15 protein-coding genes are annotated in these 18,986 nt (G+C 67.6%); 8 read left to right on the top strand and 7 right to left on the bottom strand.

The window, feature by feature from the left end; translation table 11 throughout:
- Window positions 1–71 precede the first annotated feature (71 nt).
- Complete coding sequence (locus EV687_RS10645) at window positions 72–3,035, bottom strand: DNA topoisomerase III (RefSeq protein ID WP_122230019.1); 2,964 nt, start codon at window positions 3,033–3,035, stop codon at window positions 72–74.
- A gap of 164 nt (window positions 3,036–3,199) precedes the next feature.
- Here EV687_RS10645 and EV687_RS10650 point away from each other — a divergent pair, with 164 nt between their 5' ends.
- The 3 genes from EV687_RS10650 to EV687_RS10660 are packed head-to-tail and all read left to right on the top strand — an operon-like array spanning window position 3,200 to window position 5,488.
- A complete protein-coding gene (locus EV687_RS10650; RefSeq protein ID WP_122230017.1) occupies window positions 3,200–3,754 on the top strand; it encodes an SET domain-containing protein in 555 nt (184 codons plus the stop codon).
- Window positions 3,751–4,617 (top strand): biotin--[acetyl-CoA-carboxylase] ligase, encoded by an 867-nt coding sequence (locus tag EV687_RS10655; RefSeq protein ID WP_162846627.1) that lies wholly within the window; start codon window positions 3,751–3,753, stop codon window positions 4,615–4,617. Before EV687_RS10650 ends, EV687_RS10655 begins: the two co-directional genes overlap by 4 nt.
- Window positions 4,618–4,654: 37 nt before the next feature.
- Window positions 4,655–5,488: an SPOR domain-containing protein gene (locus EV687_RS10660; protein ID WP_165392818.1), complete on the top strand. Its 834-nt coding sequence runs from the start codon at window positions 4,655–4,657 to the stop codon at window positions 5,486–5,488.
- A 21-nt stretch (window positions 5,489–5,509) separates the two neighbouring features.
- Here the strand turns inward: EV687_RS10660 and ppk2 are convergent, their stop codons facing one another.
- Both ppk2 and EV687_RS10670 read right to left on the bottom strand, forming a co-directional pair.
- Entirely contained in the window at window positions 5,510–6,694 is a 1,185-nt protein-coding gene (gene ppk2 / locus EV687_RS10665; RefSeq protein WP_162846626.1) for a polyphosphate kinase 2, read from the bottom strand.
- A gap of 146 nt (window positions 6,695–6,840) precedes the next feature.
- A complete protein-coding gene (locus EV687_RS10670) occupies window positions 6,841–8,208 on the bottom strand; it encodes an aspartate aminotransferase family protein (protein ID WP_122230009.1) in 1,368 nt (455 codons plus the stop codon).
- 230 nt (window positions 8,209–8,438) lie between these two features.
- Here EV687_RS10670 and EV687_RS10675 point away from each other — a divergent pair, with 230 nt between their 5' ends.
- The 4 genes from EV687_RS10675 (at window position 8,439) to EV687_RS10690 (ending at window position 13,108) form a co-directional block, all read left to right on the top strand.
- The gene (locus EV687_RS10675; RefSeq protein ID WP_122230582.1) at window positions 8,439–9,461 is read left to right on the top strand and encodes an ABC transporter substrate-binding protein; all 1,023 of its coding nucleotides are present in this window, start codon (window positions 8,439–8,441) and stop codon (window positions 9,459–9,461) included.
- A gap of 107 nt (window positions 9,462–9,568) precedes the next feature.
- The gene (locus EV687_RS10680) at window positions 9,569–10,618 is read left to right on the top strand and encodes an ABC transporter ATP-binding protein (protein WP_122230580.1); all 1,050 of its coding nucleotides are present in this window, start codon (window positions 9,569–9,571) and stop codon (window positions 10,616–10,618) included.
- Complete coding sequence (locus tag EV687_RS10685; RefSeq protein ID WP_122230007.1) at window positions 10,609–12,285, top strand: ABC transporter permease subunit; 1,677 nt, start codon at window positions 10,609–10,611, stop codon at window positions 12,283–12,285. The genes EV687_RS10680 and EV687_RS10685 overlap by 10 nt, the downstream gene beginning before the upstream one ends.
- Window positions 12,286–12,331: 46 nt before the next feature.
- Window positions 12,332–13,108 (top strand): DeoR/GlpR family DNA-binding transcription regulator, encoded by a 777-nt coding sequence (locus EV687_RS10690; RefSeq protein WP_122230005.1) that lies wholly within the window; start codon window positions 12,332–12,334, stop codon window positions 13,106–13,108.
- Window positions 13,109–13,127: 19 nt separating this feature from the next.
- Here EV687_RS10690 and lnt read toward each other — a convergent pair whose 3' ends face one another.
- From lnt to EV687_RS19330, 4 genes are all read right to left on the bottom strand, one after another.
- Window positions 13,128–14,792, bottom strand: coding sequence for an apolipoprotein N-acyltransferase (gene lnt, locus EV687_RS10695; protein WP_122230578.1), 1,665 nt, complete (start codon window positions 14,790–14,792; stop codon window positions 13,128–13,130).
- Between the two features lie 135 nt (window positions 14,793–14,927).
- On the bottom strand, window positions 14,928–15,809 hold the full coding sequence (locus EV687_RS10700; protein WP_122230003.1) for an HlyC/CorC family transporter: 882 nt from the start codon (window positions 15,807–15,809) through the stop codon (window positions 14,928–14,930).
- 164 nt (window positions 15,810–15,973) lie between these two features.
- Window positions 15,974–17,626: an acyl-CoA synthetase gene (locus tag EV687_RS10705; RefSeq protein ID WP_122230001.1), complete on the bottom strand. Its 1,653-nt coding sequence runs from the start codon at window positions 17,624–17,626 to the stop codon at window positions 15,974–15,976.
- 532 nt (window positions 17,627–18,158) lie between these two features.
- Window positions 18,159–18,425 (bottom strand): hypothetical protein, encoded by a 267-nt coding sequence (locus EV687_RS19330; protein ID WP_341273256.1) that lies wholly within the window; start codon window positions 18,423–18,425, stop codon window positions 18,159–18,161.
- On the opposite strand from EV687_RS19330, the gene EV687_RS10710 reads away from it, so the two are divergent.
- A complete protein-coding gene (locus EV687_RS10710; RefSeq protein ID WP_341273257.1) occupies window positions 18,400–18,945 on the top strand; it encodes a histone in 546 nt (181 codons plus the stop codon). The two genes, EV687_RS19330 and EV687_RS10710, sit on opposite strands and share 26 nt — an antisense overlap.
- Window positions 18,946–18,986: the final 41 nt, after the last annotated feature.

Here is an 18,986-nt window from a genome sequence, read left to right on the forward strand (position 1 = left end):
GGCGTCAAGGGCCGGCTTGCATGCGCGGTTCCAGGGGAACCGGACTGTCGGGCTGCTGGGAGCGTGCTTCTTCAGCCCAGATGTGGCCCCAGCTTGCCGGCCAGTTCGAACATGCCGACGCGGTCCTGGCCGAGCACGGCGCGCAGCTTGTCGTCGGCGACGATGGTGCGCTTGTCTTTGGGATCCTGCAGGTTGTGGGCCTTGATGTAGTCCCAGATCTTCTTCATCGCCTCGGTGCGGGCCACCGGCTCGCTGCCGATCACGGCGGCCAGCGCCGCGCTGGGCTGCTTGCCGGCGGCCGGTTGGCGGGTGGTGGTCTTGCGGGCGGTTTTGGCGGCTTTTGTGGTGGTCTTTTTCGCGGCCGACTTGGTGGCGGTTTTCGTCGCCGTCTTGGCCGCGGTCTTGGCCGCGCCGAAGCGGCTGCCGCCGCGCGCGGGTTTGCCGCCCTCGCGTGGCTCGAAGGCAAAGCCGACCTTGCCGGTGGCCGCATCCCATACCAGTCGCGCCTTGAAGGGGCGGCGTGTGCGGTTGGAGATGAACTTGTCGAGCACGTCGGTCTGGCCTTCGGCCAGCAGCTTCCTGATCTGTTCTGGCTCGATGGGCTGCTGCAGGATGATCTTGCCGACCTTGAACTGGCTGCTGGGCTTGGGGTTGCGGGCGGTGGGCACGGCCAGTTCGCTCACGTAGCTGTTGCCCCATTCGTAGACCTGGCCTTCGTCGGCCGGCGACTGGCCCAGCGGCTGCTGGCCGGAGAAGTCGGCCAGCTCGCCGGCCTCGGGTTCGCGGTCGTCGCCGAAATCGAATTCCAGCTTGACGTTGTCGTGCTCGGCATCGGGCACCAGCCGCAGCTCGGCCGTGAAGGGCCAGCCGGCCTTGGAGCGAAAGCCCTCGAGCGGGCCGAGGTGGCGCTCGCGTACCAGCTGCTCGGCCTCGGCCGCCGAGAAGGTGCGCCCACCGGGCGACTTGGTGAACGAGAAGCCGCAGCCTTCGCCCTGGCCATCGCGGCCGGTGCAGGCATAGCGCCGGTAGTTCTCCTTGACGATGCCGCCGCAGTGCGGGCAGGGCGCGGCCAGCGTGGCGTAGTCGCCGGGGATGGTGTCGCGGTCGTATTCCTTGGCCTTCTTGACGATGCGCTCGGTCATCGCGGCGATGTCGGCCATGAAGGCGGCGCGGCTGAGCTCGCCCTTCTCGATCTGCGCGAGCTTGTACTCCCAGTCGCCGGTCAGGTCTGCGCGCGAGAGCTCCTGCACCTCCAGGCCGCGCAGCAGCGTCATGAGCTGGAAGGCCTTGGGCGTGGGAATCAGCTCGCGGCCTTCGCGCAGCATGTATTTCTCGGTCAGCAGGCCTTCGATGATGGCCGCGCGCGTCGCCGGCGTGCCCAGGCCTTTCTCCTGCATGGCTTCGCGCAGTTCGTCATCCTCGACCTGCTTGCCGGCGCTCTCCATCGCGCCGAGCAGCGTCGCTTCGCTGTAGCGCGCCGGCGGCCTGGTCTTGAGGGCCTTGACCTCGGCGGCTTCGGTCTGCACAGACTCGCCCGGCTGCACGGCCACCAGCGACTTGCTCTCGGCGCCTTTGCCGTCCTTGCCCTCGGCGAGTTCGCCATCGGCCTCCTTGCCGTAGATGGCCAGCCAGCCGGGCTTGACCAGCACCTTGCCCTCGCTCTTGAAGTGCTGCACCGGCGCGGGCAGCGCGGGCGAGGGGACCTTGGTGATGCGGGTGGTCACCAGGTATTCGGCGCTGGGGTAGAACACCGCCATGAAGCGGCGCGTGACCAGATCGTAGATTTTCTGCTCGGCATCCGAGAGGCCGGCGGGCGGCTGCGTGGTCGGAATGATGGCGAAGTGATCGCTGACCTTGCTGTCGTCGAAGATGCGGCGGCTGGGCTTGACGTAGCCGCTTTGCAGCGCGTGCGCGGCATGCGGCGCCAGGTGCGCGAGGCGGCTTTGCGCGAGCGCCTTGAAGGTATCCTGCGCGACGCTCAGGTAATCCTGCGGCAGGTAGCGCGAGTCGGTCCGGGGGTAGGTCAGCGCCTTGTGCCGCTCATACAGCGATTGCGCCAGCGCCAGCGTGGTCTTGGCCGAGAAGCCGAACTTGCCGTTGGCTTCGCGCTGCAGGCTGGTGAGGTCGAACAGCAGCGGGCTGGCCTGCGTGGTGGGCTTGGCCTGCTCCTCCACCGTGCCGCTCTGGTGCAGCACGGCCTGGGCGATGGCGTGGGCCTGCGCGGCGTCCCAGATGCGTTCGGCACGGGCGTGTTCGTCGTCACCTTTCCTGAACTGCGGATCGAACCAGCGGCCGGGGTAGTGGCCCGCCTGGGCCGCGAAGTCGCCGTGGATTTCCCAGTAGTCGCGGCTGACGAATTTGCGGATCTGCTCCTCGCGCTCGACCACCAGCGAGAGCGTCGGCGTCTGCACGCGTCCGACGGTGGTCAGGAAGAAGCCGCCGTCGCGCGAGTTGAAGGCCGTCATGGCCCGCGTGCCGTTGATGCCGACCAGCCAGTCGGCTTCCGAGCGGCTGCGCGCCGCATCGGCCAGGCCCCGCATTTGCGCATCGCTGCGCAGGTTCTGGAAGCCATCGCGGATGGCCTGCGGCGTCATCGACTGCAGCCACAGGCGCCGCACCGGCTTGCCCAGCGGCTGGCGCTGGCCGCCTTTGACGGGACCGGCGTACTGCTCGATCAGGCGGAAGATCAGCTCCCCCTCGCGGCCCGCGTCGCAGGCGTTGATGAGGTCGGCGACATCGGCGCGCTTGGCCAGTCGGGTGACGGCGGCCAGGCGCGACTTGGTCTTCTCGACCGGCTTGAGATCGAAGTGCGGCGGGATCACCGGCAGGTTGGCAAAACTCCATTTGCCGCGCTTGACGTCGAACTCCTCGGGTGCCTGGATCTCGACCAGGTGGCCGACCGCGCTGGTGACGATGTAGCGCTCGTTCTCGAAGTAGTCGTCATGCTTGGTGAAGCTGCCCGCCACGGGCGTGAGGGCGCGCACAATGTCTTGTGCGACCGACGGTTTCTCGGCAATGACCAGTGATTTGGACATAGGGGGTGCAGGTATTCCCGGTGGCCTGCTGCGCAGCGCGCCGGCAGGCCTCGTGTTATCAATGAAAACCGCCTCTACAATCGGCGGCTGAATGTGCGTGGCAGTGCATGCCGGTGAGCCGGCGCGTGCCGCACGCTTTTTTATAAATTAACAGAGTTTTGCCCATGCCACCCAAATCCCCTGCCGGCAAACCGCGCCCGGATGCCGCCGCCAGGCCCGGCCGCCGCATCCAGGTGCGCCGCTCGGGAGTGCATGGCAAGGGCGTCTACGCCTGCCGGCCCATCGAGCCGGGCGAGTGGATCATCGAGTACAAGGGCGAGCGCATCGACTGGCAGGAAGCCGAGCGCCGCCATGCGCTCAATGAGGACGATCCCTATCACACCTTTTTGTTCCAGCTCGACGACGGCTGGGTCATCGATGGCGGCGCCCAGGGCAATGCGGCGCGCTGGATCAACCATTCCTGCGCGCCCAACTGCGAGGCCTGCGAGGACGAGCGCGGCCGCATCTTCATCTGCGCACTGGTGCCGATCGAAGCCGGCGAGGAACTGTTCTTCGACTACGCGCTGGAGATCGAAGGGCGCCTGACCACCGCGCTCAAGCGCGCCTATGCCTGCCGCTGCGGCGCGCCCGAATGCCGCGGCACCATGCTGATGACCCGCAAGGGCCGTGCGCGCAAGCCGGCCGCGCCGCCGGCCAAGGCGGCCGGAGCCAGGCCATGACAGCCCCCAAAGCCTGGCAACTGTCCGAGCTGCAGCATGCCGCCGAGGTGGCATGGCCCGGCTTCGCACTGCAGTGGCTCGATGAAGTCGATTCGAGCAACAGCGAACTGATGCGCCGCTGTGCCAATGGCGTGGCCGCGCCCTGCCTGCTGCTGGCCGGGCGTCAGAGCGCCGGCCGCGGGCGCCTGGGCAAGCCCTGGCATGGTGATCCGGAGGCCTCGCTGGCCATGAGCCTGGGCGTGCCGCTGGCGCCGGCGGACTGGTCCGGGCTGTCGCTGGCGGTCGGGGTTGCGCTGGTCCAGGCACTGATGCGCCTGCCGCACGCCCAACCGCTGCCGCCGGCGCGCGCGCAGCGGCTGGGCCTCAAATGGCCCAATGACCTCTGGCTCATGGATGCACGGGGCCAGGGCCGCAAGATGGCCGGCATCCTGATCGAGACGGCCGCCTGCCAGCAGCCGCACGATGGCTCGGTCACTGCGGCGCCGGCCGCGCGCTATGTGGTCATCGGCATCGGCCTCAACCTGCGCCAGCAGGCCCTGCCCGATCTGTCGGTGCCCATGGCCAGCGTGGCCGAGTGGACCGGCCTGCCGCCGCAGCCGGGGCAACTGCTGGGACAGTTCGTGCCGGCGCTGCTGCAGGCCCTGCGGCGCTTCGAGCACCAGGGCTTTGCGGCCTTCCGGCAGGCATTCGCCGCCTGCGACCTGCTGCATGGGCGCCAGCTGCAGCTCAGCGATGGACGGCAGGGCCTGGGCGCCGGCGTGGACGCCACCGGAGAACTGCTGCTCGATGGTGGTGATGGAGCGGTCGAGCGCGTCATCAGCGGCGAGGTCAGCGTGCGCCCCCTGGCGCAGGCACCGGTCTGACCGAATTTGCAAGGGTTGAGGAAACATGTTGCGGGTCGTGCTTGGATTGCTGCTGCTGGCCAATGGCCTTTATTTCGCCTGGACGCAGGGCTGGTTGGCCTTTGCCGGCCTGGTGCCCCAGCCGCTGGCGGCCGTGTCGCTGACCGAGGCCGCACCCGCGCCGCTGCATCCCGAGCGCATCGAATGGCTGCAGCCGGGCGATGTGACGGCCCGGACGGCGACGCCTGCTGCCCCAGAGCCGCCGCCCACGCCGCCGGCTATCCCGGCGCCGCTGGCGGAGGAGCTGCCTGCCACCGTCAGCGCCGATGCCAATGCCGTCAACGCGCAGACCCCGGCCGAGGCGCAGAGCCAGACAGGCAACCAGCCGCAAAGTCAGGCGCAGGCCGCGCCAGCGGCGCCGCCAGAGACCCCCGCGCGCGAACTGCCCAGGCAGTGCATGGCGCTGGGCAGCTTCACCGATGCGCAGATGGAGCCGCTGCGCGAAGTGCTGCTGCGCTGGCCGCAGCAGAGCTGGCGGCTCGAGCGCAGCAGCACGCCGGCGCGCTGGATGGTGTTCTGGGGCGGCATGGAGGATGAGCTGATGCTGACGGCCCGGCGCGCCGAACTCGAGAGCAAGCGCATCGCCTATGAACGCCTGCGCGGCAGCAACTGGGGCGAGGGCTATTCGCTCGGCCGCTTCTCGTCGGAAGCGGCCGCGCAGCAGCAAAAGCGCTCGCTCGAAGGACGCGGCATCGGTGGCGTGCAGGTGGTGGTCGAGCGCGAGGAAGGCACGCTCTACACCATCCAGTTCCCGGACTACGAGGCTGTGCGCGCCGACATCCGGCGCGATCTCGGCCGCTTCATCAATGGCCGCAGCCTGCGGCCTTGCTGAGCGGCGCGGTCAGGCCATCGTTCAGATCAGCGCGCCGGGACGCTCGCCGCGCTCGTAGACCACGTGGGCGCGGCCGACGATGAGCGGGTCGAGCTTGCCGATGCGGGCCAGATCGCGGTTGGTGTAGGCAAGCTTGTGCAGCACGTAGCGCATGGCATTGAGGCGTGCGCGCTTCTTGCAGTCGCTCTTGATCACCGTCCATGGGGCCTCGGCCGTGTCGGTCTCGAAGAACATGGCCTCCTTGGCGCGGGTGTAGTCGTCCCACTTGTCCAGTGAGGCCTGGTCGATGGGGCTGAGCTTCCATTGCTTGAGCGGATGGGATTCGCGTTCCTTGAAGCGGCGGCGCTGCTCCTCGCGGCTGACCGAGAACCAGAACTTGATCAGATGGATGCCGCTGCGCACCAGGTGGCGCTCGAACTCGGGCGCCTGGCGCATGAATTCGCCGTATTCCTCGGGCGTGCAAAAGCCCATCACCCGCTCGACGCCGGCGCGGTTGTACCAGCTGCGGTCGAGCAGGACGATCTCGCCGCGCGTGGGCAGGTGCTGCACATAGCGCTGGAAGTACCACTGGCCCTGCTCGTTGGGCGTGGGCTTCTCCAGCGCCACCACGCGCGCGCCGCGCGGGTTGAGGTGTTCCATGAAACGCTTGATGGCGCCGCCCTTGCCGGCCGCATCACGGCCTTCGAAAACGATGACCACGCGCTGGCCGGTTTCCTTGACCCAGGCCTGCAGCTTGAGCAGTTCGACCTGCAGCTGAAACTTTTCCTTCTCGTAGACGCTGCGGCGCAGCAGGTTCTTGTACGGGTAGCTGCCATCGCGCCAGCCGCGGGCGAGTTCCTCGTCCGGATTGGTTTTCTCGCCGGCAGTGCCATCGCCATCGAGTAGGGCGCGGCGCAGTGCGGCGCGGTCGTCCGCAGCGGCACCCTCGATCAGCGCGCGCAGGGCGGCCGCACGCGCATCCGCGGTCTCGGCTCCTTCGATGATGCTGTGCGCGGCCTCGGCAAGTTCGGTCTGGCGAGCCTGCGTGGCTTCCTGGGCAACATGGCGCGCGAGCGCGGCGGGACGGGTCGATGGCGCCACATCGCCCTGGTGCACGGCGCGGCTGGCAGCGCGTGCGCCAGTGGGGCGGCGCGTGCGGCCTGCCGGTGCGTTGCCATCCGGCTCGGTGGTCGCTGTCGGGGTTTGGCGCGGGCGCGATGGACTCATGGTTCTTCTCCTGCCAAGCATGGCGGTTGCTGCAAATCCGGGAAAACCATTATCTCGCCATCGCCTCGGCTTGGGCGCGGTGCCGGGAACTTCTGGAACTTGTTTGCAATCTGTGCGCAACCCACGAAAAGACCGTGAACAAGATGTCAGGCAGGCACGGCCGCGTTGCGACGTTGCTGCGCGCAGGTGCTCAGTGCCGTATCGAGTGCGCTGACCAGCCAGTCGATGTCGTGCGTCTGGAAGGCCAGTGGCGGCCGCAGCTTGAGCACGTTGCCATGGGGGCCGGCCACGGAGGTCAGCACGCGCTGCTCGCGCAGCTTCTCGACGACGTCGAGCGCCAGCGCCTTGTCGGGCGTCTTGCTGGCGCGGTCGGTCACCAGTTCGAAACCGATGAAGAGGCCCGTGCCGCGCACGTCGCCCACGTTCTCGTGGCGCTCGGCCAGCTTGGCGAGTTCGGCCTGCAACTGGCCGCCGACTTCCAGGCTGTGCCGCTGCAAGCCTTCCTCGCGGATCACGCGCAGCACGGCCTGGGCCGCGGCGATCGAGACCGGGTTGCCGCCGAAGGTGTTGAAGTAGGGAATGTCGTCGCTGAAGGCAGCCAGCACCTCGGGGCGCGCCAGCAGGCCCGAGACCGGGATGCCGTTGCCCATGGGCTTGCCGGTGGTGACGACGTCGGGCACCACGCCGTGGCGCGCGAAGCCCCAGAAGGCCTCGCCGGTGCGCGCGAAGCCGGGCTGCACCTCGTCGGCGATGAAGATGCCGCCGTTGCGATGCACCACCTCCACCGCTTCCTTCAGGTAGCCGGCCGGGCCGGGCAGCACGCCATCGGACGAGAAGATCGAATCGGCCAGGAAGCCGGCGAATTGGATGCCGTGCGCGGCCATGTCGTCGATTTGCTTCTGGATCTCGGCGGCGAACCAGGCGCCGAGGTCGGGCGCGTCGACACGGTAGCGGTCGGGCGCCGGCACCAGCCGGGTGGTGGCCGCGAGCGGCTGGCCGCTGCCGAGGGCGGGGGAGACGCCCGAGGTCAGGCCGCTGGTGCCATGGTAGGCCTCTTGGCTGACGATGATGCCGGTGCCGCCGCTGTAGGCGCGCGCGATGCGGATGGCCAGGTCGTTGGCCTCGGAGCCGGTGCACATGTACATCGCCTTGGTGATCTCGGCGGGCAGGGTGCCCAGCAGGTCTTCGGTGTAGTCGAGGATGCGTCCGTGCAGGTAGCGCGTGTGGGTGTTGAGCTGCTGCATCTGCTCGTGCACGGCGGCGATCACGGCCGGGTGGCAGTGGCCGATGCTGGCGACATTGTTGTAGACATCGAGGTATTTGTCGCCATGGGCATCCCACAGGTACTGGCCCTGGCCGCGTACCAGATGCACCGGCTTGCGATAGAACAGGCGGTAGGAGTCACCCAGCAGCTTGCTGCGCTTTTCCGTCAGCCGGCGTTCGTCGGCGTCGAGCGCGGCGGCGTGCTCGGCGCGGAAGCTGTTGGTGTCCATGATGGTGGAGCGGGTGGCCATGGCGAGGTTTCCTTCTGAGGCAGGTCGGTGGCGAATTGGTGGTTCAGGCATGCCAGCGTTGGTGGGCAACCGGTGAGGTCAAGCATTGGCATATTATGTGCTTGTGCATTCTAGTGCATATGCAATAAAAAACGCAAATGCATAAAAATACACAAAACGGTGCATTTGAACGCACCAGTTTGGTGTGTTTCGTTGTCCTGCTCTTCGCTTGCACTTGAATGGAGTCCGCCATGAAGAATCCGCTGTCCCTGCGCCCCGTCCACCACGGCCTGACGGCCTTGATCCTCTCCGCCGCCGCCTGCCTGGCGCATGCCGGCACCGTCACGGTCTATACCGCACTGGAGGAAGACGAGATCAAGGACTATGTCGCGGCCGCCAAGAAAGACATGCCCGACATCGACGTCAAGGTGCTGCGCCTGTCCACCGGCGATCTCGGCCCGCGCATCCTGGCCGAGGCGGCCAATCCCCAGCATGACGTGATCTGGGGCTGGGCCGTCACCAACATGCTCGACCCGCGCGTGGCGGCACTGCTCGAGCCCTATGCGGCCAAGGGCCGCGAGGCGCTCGATGCCAAATACCGCGCCGAAGATGGCAAATGGTTTGCCACCACCGGCTACATGGCGGCGTTCTGCGTCAACACCGAGGTGCTCAAGGCCAAGAAGCTGCCGGTGCCCAGGACTTGGGCCGAACTGGCCGATCCCATCTACAAGGGCGAGGTGGTGATGCCCAACCCGGTGTCTTCGGGCACCGGCTATCTGCAGATTGCCGCGCTGCTGCAGGGCAAGGGTGAAGAAGAGGGCTGGAAGTACCTCAAGACGCTCGACGGCAATGTGGCGCAGTACATCAAGTCGGGATCGCGCCCGTGCAAGGCGGCGCGCTCCGGCGAGTTCGGCATTGGTACGTCGCTCGCATTTGCCGCCATGCAGTCGATCGAGGAGGGCTACCCGGTCGAGATGGTGATTCCCAGCGATGGCGCGGGCTACGAGCTGGAGGCCTCGGGACTGATGGCATCCTCCAGGAACAAGGCCGATGCCCAGCGCTTCCTGGACTGGACGCTCTCGCCGAGCGCGGCGGCCCTGTATGGCAAATACAAGGAGATCGTGACGATCCCAGGCACGCCGCAGTCCAAGGCGGCCAGGGAGGCCGGCCTGCCCGAAGACCTCTCCACGGTGCTGTTCCCGATGGACTTCGCCCAATCTGCCAGGGACCGCGAGACCATCCTCTCGACCTGGCAGAAAACCATCGGCCGCTGAGCCGCTGGACTCGCCCCGGCCGGCCGGCGCGCCGGGGCCGCGCCGCGATGCGATGCACTGCCGTGATGCCTTCGATCGCCAGCCCCTTCCCCACCATTTCGACCTCCATGTCCCTCTCCATCCAAAACCTCTACAAGACCTTCAATGGCCATGTGGCGCTCGAGCGCATCCATCTGGACATTGCCAGTTCCGAATTCGTGTGTCTGCTGGGGCCGAGCGGTTGCGGCAAGACCACGCTGCTGCGCATCATCGCCGGGCTGCTGGCCGCCGATGGCGGGCGCATCTCGCTGGACGGCCGCGACTTGGCGGCGCTGCCGGCGCGTGAGCGGGGCTTCGGCATCGTGTTCCAGTCGTATTCGCTGTTTCCGCACATGACGATCGCCCAGAACATCGGTTATGGCCTGCAGATCCGCAAGACGCCGGCGGCGGCGATTGCCGAGCGGGTACAGGAATTGCTCGAGGTGGTGCGGCTGCCCGGCTTTGGCGAGCGTTATCCGGGCCAGCTCTCGGGCGGCCAGCAGCAGCGCGTGGCCATTGCGCGGGCGCTGGCGGTCAACCCCTCGCTGCTGTTGCTCGACGAGCCCCTGTCGGCGCTGGACGCGCGGGTGCGCGTCGGCTTGCGCCAGGAACTGCGCGAGGTGCAGCAGCGCCTGGGCATCCCGACGCTGATGGTCACGCACGACCAGGAGGAGGCCATGAGCATGGCCGACAAGATCGTCTGCATGAATGCCGGTCGCATCGAGCAGGTCGGCTCGCCGCGCGAGCTGTACCTGCATCCGCGCACGCGCTTCGTGGCCGACTTCATGGGCCACAGCAACCTGCTGCCCGCCGATGCGGCGGCGCAGCTGCTGGCCGAGGGCCAGCCCATCGCGCCGCCACCGGCCGAGGGCATGGAGCTGTGCGTGCGGCCCGAGCACCTGCGGCTGACGCCGCGCGCCGGTGCCGGCGGTCGCGTCGTGGCGGTCAGCTTCCTGGGCAGCATCCAGCGCGTGCAGGTGCAGTGGCAGGGCCGCGCACTGCTGGTGGAGACCGGCAGCGACGTTGCGCTGCAGGAAGGCGAGGCCGTGGAGGTGGCTCTCGCCGGCGTGGCCAGCTGCGCGTGGGTGCGCGCCGACGGCAAGGCCTTTGCCCCGGCAGGAGATGGCCCATGCGCATGATCCAACGCCTTTTTCCCGCCGCCCGCCCCGATGTCTCCGGCGCGGCGCTGGACCGCTGGCTGCTGCGCGCCTGTCTGTGGCTGCCGATGGCGGCGCTGGTGCTGTTCTTCGGCATTCCGATGCTGGGCATCGCCTGGCGCAGCCTGGTCGACGACAGCACCGGCAGCGTCGGCCTGGGCAATTACCTGGCGCTGATGGATACGCCCGGCGTCTGGCGCGCGGTGCGCAACAGCCTGTTGCTGGGCGTCTCGACGACGCTGCTGACGGTGCTGCTGGCCTTCGTGGTGGCCTACGGCATCGAGCGCACCGCGATGCCCGGCAAGCGCGTGATCGGCATGGTCATGTCGCTGCCGGTGCTGGCGCCCTCGCTGGTGCTGGGTCTGGGCCTGATCTTCCTGCTCGGGCGCAATGGTGTGGTCGGCAAAATGTTGGGCATCCGCCCGGATGTGTACGGCTTCTGGGGCCTGCTGCTCGCTGATGTGCTGTATGCGCTGCCGCAGGCCATTCTGATCATCCGCGCGGCGCTGCGCCATGGCGATGCGCGTCAGTACGAGGCTGCCGAGATGCTGGGCGCGGGCGGCTGGCGCCAGTTCTTCGACATCACGCTGCCGGGCGTGCGCTATGGCCTGCTGAGCGCGTCCTTCGTGGTCTTCACCATCACCATCACCGACTTCGGCAACGCCGTGGTGATCGGTGGCGACTTTTCGGTGCTGGCCACCGAGATCTACAACCAAGTCAGCGGTCAGATGAAGTTCGGCATGGGCGCAGTGGTCGGCATTCTGCTGCTGCTGCCGGCGGCACTGTCGGTGTGGGTCGAGCGCCTGGCCGCCAGGCGCCAGGCCGTGGTGGGCAGCGAAGCGGCGCTGCCGCCGGTGCCCGGGCGCCTGCCGGCGCGCGATGTGCCGGTGTTCCTGGCATCCGCGGCGCTGGCCACCTGCGTGGTGCTGGTGGTGGGCACGGTGGTGCTGGCGAGCTTCATCCGCCTCTGGCCCTACAACCTCAGCCTGACGCTGCGCCATTACGACATCCACACGGCTGGCGGCTACACCTCGCTGTGGACTTCGGTGTGGATCTCGGCGCTGGCGGCGTTCATCGGCACGGTCCTGCTGTTCATGCTCACCTTCGGCGTGCGGCGCATGCCGGGCCGGCTGGCGGGCGCGGCGGCACTGCTGTCCTCGATGCCGGTGGCCGTGCCGGGGCTGGTGCTGGGCCTCTCGTACGTGTTCGCCTTCAACAGCGCCACCATGCCCTGGGGCCTGCTGTATGGCTCGGCGGTGCTGATCGCGTTCTGCAACTACATCCACTACCACACCCAGGGCTATGCCACCATGATGACCGGCATGCGCAACGTACCGGTGGCGCTGGAGGATGCCACCACGGTGATGGGCGGCGGCGTCGCGCGCATCCTCGGCGATGTCTATCTGCCGGCCGTGCGCACCACGCTGGTGGCGGTGGCGCTGTTTCTTTTCATGCGCTCGATGGTGACGCTCTCGGCGGTGATTTTCCTGGTCTCGCCATCGCTGCCGCTGGCGGCCGTGACCGTGATGCGACTCGACGAGGCCGGTTTTACCTCGCAGGCCGCCGCGTTCTCGACCTGCATCATGGCCATTGTTGCTACCATTGCTGCGCTGCTGCACCGGCTGACGCGTCCGCGCCACAGACGGTGAGGCACGGCGAAGGCGGCGCCTGTGCCGCCTTTCATCCGCCCCAGCCATGATCCAAGAAGCCCGTCTCCATCGCATCCGCGCCCTCCTGTCGACCTTCAATCAGGTCAGCACTGAACGCATCGCCCAGGACCTGGGAGTGTCGCGCGAGACCGTGCGCCGCGACATCCTCGAGCTCGAAGGGCAGGGCGCACTGCGACGTGTGCATGGCGGCGTGGTGGCCACCGAGCCCCAGCCGGAGTTGCCCCTGGCGGTGCGCCAGAGCGTGCATGCGCGCGAGAAGCGCGCCATCGCCCGCGCCGCGGTGCAGCTGGTGCAGCCGGGCCAGACGCTGTTTCTCGATACCGGCTCGACGACCATGCTGCTCGCCGAGGAACTCTCCACCATGAGCGGCCTGACCATCATCACCAATGGCCTGCATGTGGCGCAGAAACTCGCGGCGGCCGACACCCAGCGGCAGTCGGGCAACGAGGTGATCCTGCTCGGCGGCATGGTGCAGCCGTCCCTGGCGGCCACGTATGGCGACCACACGGTGGCCGAGATCCACCGCTATTGCGCGGATGTGGCGCTGCTCTCGCCGGTGGGGCTCAGCAGCGTCAACGGCGCCACCAGCTTCGAGCACCGCGAGGCCGCCGTCGCACGCGCCATGGGCGAGCGCGCCCGGCGCCTGATCATCCTGGCCGACAGCAGCAAGCTCGGCCAGAGCAGCCGCGTGGTGTATGCCGAGCCGCAGGCCATCGACGTCATCGTCACCGATGCCGGCGCGCGCGATCTGCCGGAGCTGCCGCAATGGAGCGGGCAGCGCTGCCAGGTGGTGCTGGCCTGATTGCCCCGGATCCGGCTGGTCAGCGCATCGGCGGCAGGCGGCGCCAGAGCGCGCCGCTGGCGATCACCACTGCCAGTGCCGCCAGCCAGGCCGGCCAGAGGCCGAAGCGTCCGGCCCAGCGGGCAAACGGCGTGATGCTGGCGGCGGCGCCATCCTGGCCGATGCCGCGCACCTCGCCATGCAGCACCGTGCGGGTGGCGCGGGGCGCCAGCGCCTGCACCTGGCCGCGGTGGTCGATGATGGCCGTGGCGCCGGTGTTGGTGGCGCGCACCATCGGGCGTTCCAGCTCCAGCGTGCGCATGCGGCTGATGTGCAGGTGCTGGTCCACCGCCGCGCCGTTGCCGAACCAGCCGATATTGCTGAAGTTGACCAGCACGGTGGGTGCCTGCGCGGCATCCGCAAAGCGCAGTGCCAGCTCTTCGCCGAACAAATCCTCATAGCAGATGTTGGGCGCGAAGCGCTCGCCCTTCCATTCGAACGGTGCCTGCACCGCGGCGCCGCGGCTGAAGTCGTCCAGCGGGATGTCCATCATGTCGTTGAACCACTGGAACATCGGCGGCACGAATTCGCCGAATGGCACAAGATGGTGCTTGCTGTAGGTGTAGACCGGCGCGCCCGGCTGGAAGCCCTCGACCGAGTTGGTGTAGCCATCGATCGGGTTGCCCAGCGGAATGCCGGTCAGCATGGCGCGTCCGCCGCCTGCGTCGTCCGCGAGGAACGGCGCGGTGACGACGGCGTAATAGCCGATCGGCAGCATTTCCTTGAGTACCGGGATGGCCGTCTCCGGGGCGATGACCAGGTCGGCGCGGCTGTCGACGAACTGGCCGCCATACCACTGCAGCGACTCCATCACGCCGGTTTGCATGTCGAACTTTTCGGCGATCGGGATGTTACCCTGCAGCAGCGCCAGCGAAACCGCCGGGCGCTGCTGCAGGGCGGCGTCGACCCGGGCGAACTGGCGCAGCTGCCACTGGTGGCCGAAATGGCCGGCAGCGCCCAGCAAGGCCAGCCAGGCGAAGGCCGAGAGCATGCGCGGGAGGCTGATCGGCAGGCGCGAGACGCTGATGAAGCGCCCAAGGATGTAGCCCAGCACGCCCATCAGCGCGAAGGCTGCCAGCGCCGCGAACACGGCGGCCGAGGCACCCACACCATAGACGCCGACATAGCGCGCCAGCCAGGCCAGCGGCCCGTCGATCTGCGCGTAACCCACCGCACCCCATGGAAAACCCGTCAGCAACTGGCCGCGCGCGAGTTCGGCCAGCGTCCAGCAGCCGGCGAACAGCAGTGCACTGGCCAGAAAGCTGCGCACCCGCAACTGCCAGTACAGCATGCCTGCCAGCACATAGTAGAGCGCCAGTGCCCCGGCCAGTGCCAGCACGCCACCGGCGGCCAGCGGCGCCGGCAGGCCGCCATACGTATGCATGGAGATGAAGAGCCACCAGAACACGCCGGCGAGCCAGCTGGTGGCGAACCACCAGCTGCGCCAGGCCGCCTGGCGCAGGCTGCGGCTGCCGTCGAGGAACAGGAAGAAGCCGGCCATCGCCGCGATCTGCACCCACCAGTGGGCCTGGCCCTGCCGGTCTGCCAACGCCCAGGCCTGCAGGCCGCCGAGCACCGGCAGCAGCACCAGGGCCAACAGGCGGGCAAAGCGGATCAGGCGGTGTTCGGTGACGAGGTAGGACATGGCAGGCGCTCGGGGCGGGTTGGCGATGCCGCCCATTGTGCCGCCTTTGGCAGGGCGACCGGCCCTGGTGCGGCCGTTCGCCGACGCTGGCGCACCTTTGCTTGCGCCGGCGCCGTCACCGACCCCGGTGGTGTTTCAGCCGGCTTCGGCCGCGTCGCTCGGCAGGCGGCTGACGCGGAACCAGCGCACCGCACCCCCCCTGGCGTGCAGCACCAGGAAGTTCAGGCCACCCAGATGCAGGCTCTCGCCGCGCGAAGGCACGTGGCCGAGCTGGTGCGCGACCAGGCCACCGATGGTCTCGACCTCGTCCTCGAGCTCTTCGGGCAGCAGCCTGACCTCGAAGGCGTCCTCGACGCGCTCGATGGGGGTGTCGCCGCTGACGCGCCAGCTGTTGTCGGCCAGCGCGAAGATGTCGCCCTCATCCTCGGGAATGTCGAACTCGTCCTCGATTTCGCCGACGATCTCCTCGAGCACGTCCTCGATGGTGACCAGCCCGGAGATGCGCCCGAATTCGTCGATCAGCACCGCCATGTGGTTGCGGTGCAGGCGGAACTCGCGCAGCAGGTCGTAGAGGCGCTTGGACTCGGGCAGCAACAGCGGCGGGCGCAGCAGCGCGCGCACGTTCAGCTCCGGCGCGCGCTGGAGCTTGAGCAGGTCCTTGGCCAGCAGCACGCCGATGATGTTCTCGCGCGAATCCTGGTAGACGGGAAAGCGCGAATGTGCGGTGTGGATGACTTCGCGCAGGTTGTCCTCGAAAGGCGCGTTGGCATCGAGCATGTCGATGCGCGGCGCCGCCACCATGACGTCGGCGGCGGTGAGGCTGGCCATGCGGATCACCCGTTCGAGCATGATGCGCACGTCGGCATCGATGACGTCATTGCCCTCGGCGGCGTTGATGACCTCGATCAGCGCGTCGGTCGAGTCCGGCGCGGGATGCAGCAGTTCGGCGATGCGCTGGCGCAGGCTGCGTTTGTCGGGGTTTTCCGCAGGTCGCGGGGGAGGCTGGTCGGAGCTCACTGTGGTGAAAGCGCTCGGCGGTTGTTGGACACCGTGCAAGCATAGCGGATGTTGGCCGTGCGGCCCGTTTCGGGGCGGGCGCAGGGCCCCTTCATGGTGGCAAGTGTTGCATTTGCCCCATGTCCGCCATGCCGGCGCGTGCCAGCGGTGTTCCGGACCCGGCGTCAGATGTCGATCGCCTGCGCCGAGCCGACCTGGCGGCGCAACTCGAACTTCTGGATCTTGCCGGTGCTGGTCTTGGGCAGTGCCCCGAACACCACGGCCCTGGGCACCTTGAAGCCGGCCAGGTGCTGCTTGCAGTGCGCGACGATGTCCTCGGCCGTCACGTCGGCGCCTTCCTTGAGTTCGACGAAGGCGCAGGGCGTCTCGCCCCACTTCGGGTCGGGCTTGGCCACCACCGCGGCGCCGAGCACGGCCGGATGGCGGTAGAGCACGTCCTCGACCTCGATCGAGGAGATATTCTCGCCGCCGGAGATGATGATGTCCTTGCTGCGGTCCTTGATCTTGATGTAGCCGTCCGGGTACTGCACCGCCAGGTCGCCCGAGTGGAACCAGCCGCCGGCGAAGGCCTTCTCGGTGGCGGCCGGGTTTTTCAGGTAGCCCTTCATGGCGATGTTGCCGCGGAACATGATCTCGCCCATGGTCTCGCCGTCCCAGGGTACCGGCGCCAGCGTCTCGGGGTCGAGCACGCGCGCTTCCTGCTCCAGGTGGTAGCGCACGCCCTGGCGGGCATTGAGTTGCGCGCGCGCGCCGATCTCCAGCGTATCCCAGTCGGTGTGCTTGGCGCAGACGGTCGCCGGGCCATAAACCTCGGTGAGACCATAGACATGGGTGAGATCGAAGCCCAGCTCCTCCATGCCCTCGATCATCGAGGCCGGCGGTGCGGCGCCGGCCACCATGGCCTTGACGCCGGCCGGCACGCCCTCCTTGAGCGAAGGCGGCGCGTTGACCAGCAGGCTGTGTACGATGGGTGCGCCGCAATAATGCGTCACGCCATGGTCGCGGATGGCATCGAAGATGGCCGCGGCATCGACGCGCCGCAGGCAGACGTTGATGCCGGCCCGCGCCGCCACTGTCCATGGGAAGCACCAGCCGTTGCAGTGGAACATCGGCAGCGTCCACAGATAGACCGGGTGCTTGGGGATGTCCCATTCCAGTATGTTGGAGACGGCGTTGAGCGCCGCGCCGCGGTGGTGGTAGACCACGCCCTTCGGGTCGCCGGTGGTGCCGCTGGTGTAGTTGAGCGCGATCGCGTCCCATTCGTCGGCGGGGCGCTGCCAGTTGAAGTCGGGGTCGCCGCCGGCGAGGAAATCCTCATAGTCCTGCGCATCGGGCCATTCGGCGGTGGCCGGGCCGAACAGCGCATCCTGCACCGTGATCAGCTTCAGCGGTTGCTCGCGCTTGCGCAGCGGCAGCGCGCGGGCGATCAGCCGGGCGAACTCCGGATCGACGATCAAGGCCTTGGCCTCGCCATGATCGAGCATGAAAGCAATGGTTTCCGCATCCAGCCGGGTATTGAGCGTGTTGAGCACGGCGCCAGCCATCGGAATGCCGAAATGCGCTTCGACCATCGGCGGCGTATTGGGCAGCATCACCGCCACGGTGTCGTTCTTGCCGATGCCTGCCTGCTGCAGCGCGCTGGCGAGCTGACGGCTGCGCCGATAGGTCTGTTCCCAGTTGCGGCGCAAATCGCCATGAATCACGGCCAGGCGCTCCGGATAAACCTCGGCGGTGCGCCGGATGAAATCCAGCGGGCTCAGGGCCGAGAAATTGGCGGCGGTTTTGTCGAGCTGCTGATCGTAGGGGCTGTTGGGCATGGGATGGTCTCCTGGATTATCGATGGTGCCGTGATGCACGCGCAATCGCCGCCACCGGTATGGAAATTGTAGGTAATTGAGTGGCCGCGGGGCCGCATGGAATACCGGCGATTCATTCAACTTTAGTCGTATTCGGCATCCGCTCGGCCGCATCGCTACCGGTATTGGCTGCCTGCGTGCCGGCACCGCCTGTGTGAACAGGCCCCGGGCGATGGACATGAATGCGGAAAATCCGGTTCCGGCCGGTCGGCATGTCCGCGGATTTCGCGTCTTTGCCTGACGCTCACCGGTTGAATCGATAAACCCGTCAAATGCCCGAATAGGGTGCGATGAATATCGATGGGCGCCTCGAATTGGCTGAAAAAGCAACTTGTTACATTTATTGACAATAAAATCGTTGCCTTGCGCTGGACGAGGGGTCTGCTTGACGTGAGAATCGCCCAAGACGTAATCTGGATGGGATTCCATGGGTGCAGGGATTGCATATGGACTCGACAATCGATTGGACATTCGGCCCTCCTCATTTGCGTTATCAATCAATGTATTTCTTGGAATAGGAGAATTTGATGGCGACCAACAAAAAGTCTGCAGCCAAGCCTGCCACGAGCAAGCCGGTGGCCAAGAAGCCTGCAGAAACCAAAAAGGCGAAAAGTGCTGATGCAACGCCTGTAGCGAAGAAAGTCGCCACCAAGAAAGCCGAAGCCGCTCCAAAGGCCGCCGCCAAGCCCGCTGCGACCAAGCCTGCCGCCAAGCCGGCCAAGACCAGCAAAACCGTGGCTGTGAAGAAGGCCGCCAGCAAGCCGGCCACCCCCCCGGTCGCCGAGGCCAAGGTCGCCGCGCCTGCCGCGGCAGTGAAGAAGCCGGCAGCCAAGAAGCCCGTGGCCAAGAAAGTGGCCGTGAAGAAGACGGCTGCACCGGTGGCGAAGAAGGCTCCTGCCAAGAAGGCCGCCGCTCCGGCTGCCAAGAAGACGGCGGCGGTCAAGGCGCCGGCGGTGAAGAAGGCCGTGGCCAAGAAGCCCGCCGCCGCGCCCGCCACCAAGCCTGCAGCCTCCGCCCCCAAGGCTGTGAAGACAACCACCAAGACCACCAAGGCCGCAGCGGCTCCGAAGGCAGCAGCCAAGACCGCTGCCGCGCCCAAGCCTGCTGCCAAGCCCACCACCAAGGCCAAGTCGGCAGCTGCCAAACCCGCTCCTGCGGCCAAGGCAGCCAAGCCGGCCGCCGCCAAGAAGCCTGCCAAGGCCGCCGCCAGCAAGCCGGTGGTCAAGACCACGCTGCAGCCCAAGGCGGCCTGGCCTTTCCCGACCAGCCCCAAGCCCTGATCGGTCCGGCGTCGTCCATGAGGGCGACGCAGCAGCCAAGG

The organism is Corticibacter populi (assembly GCF_004217315.1).
Classification (GTDB): domain Bacteria; phylum Pseudomonadota; class Gammaproteobacteria; order Burkholderiales; family Burkholderiaceae_C; genus Lampropedia; species Lampropedia populi.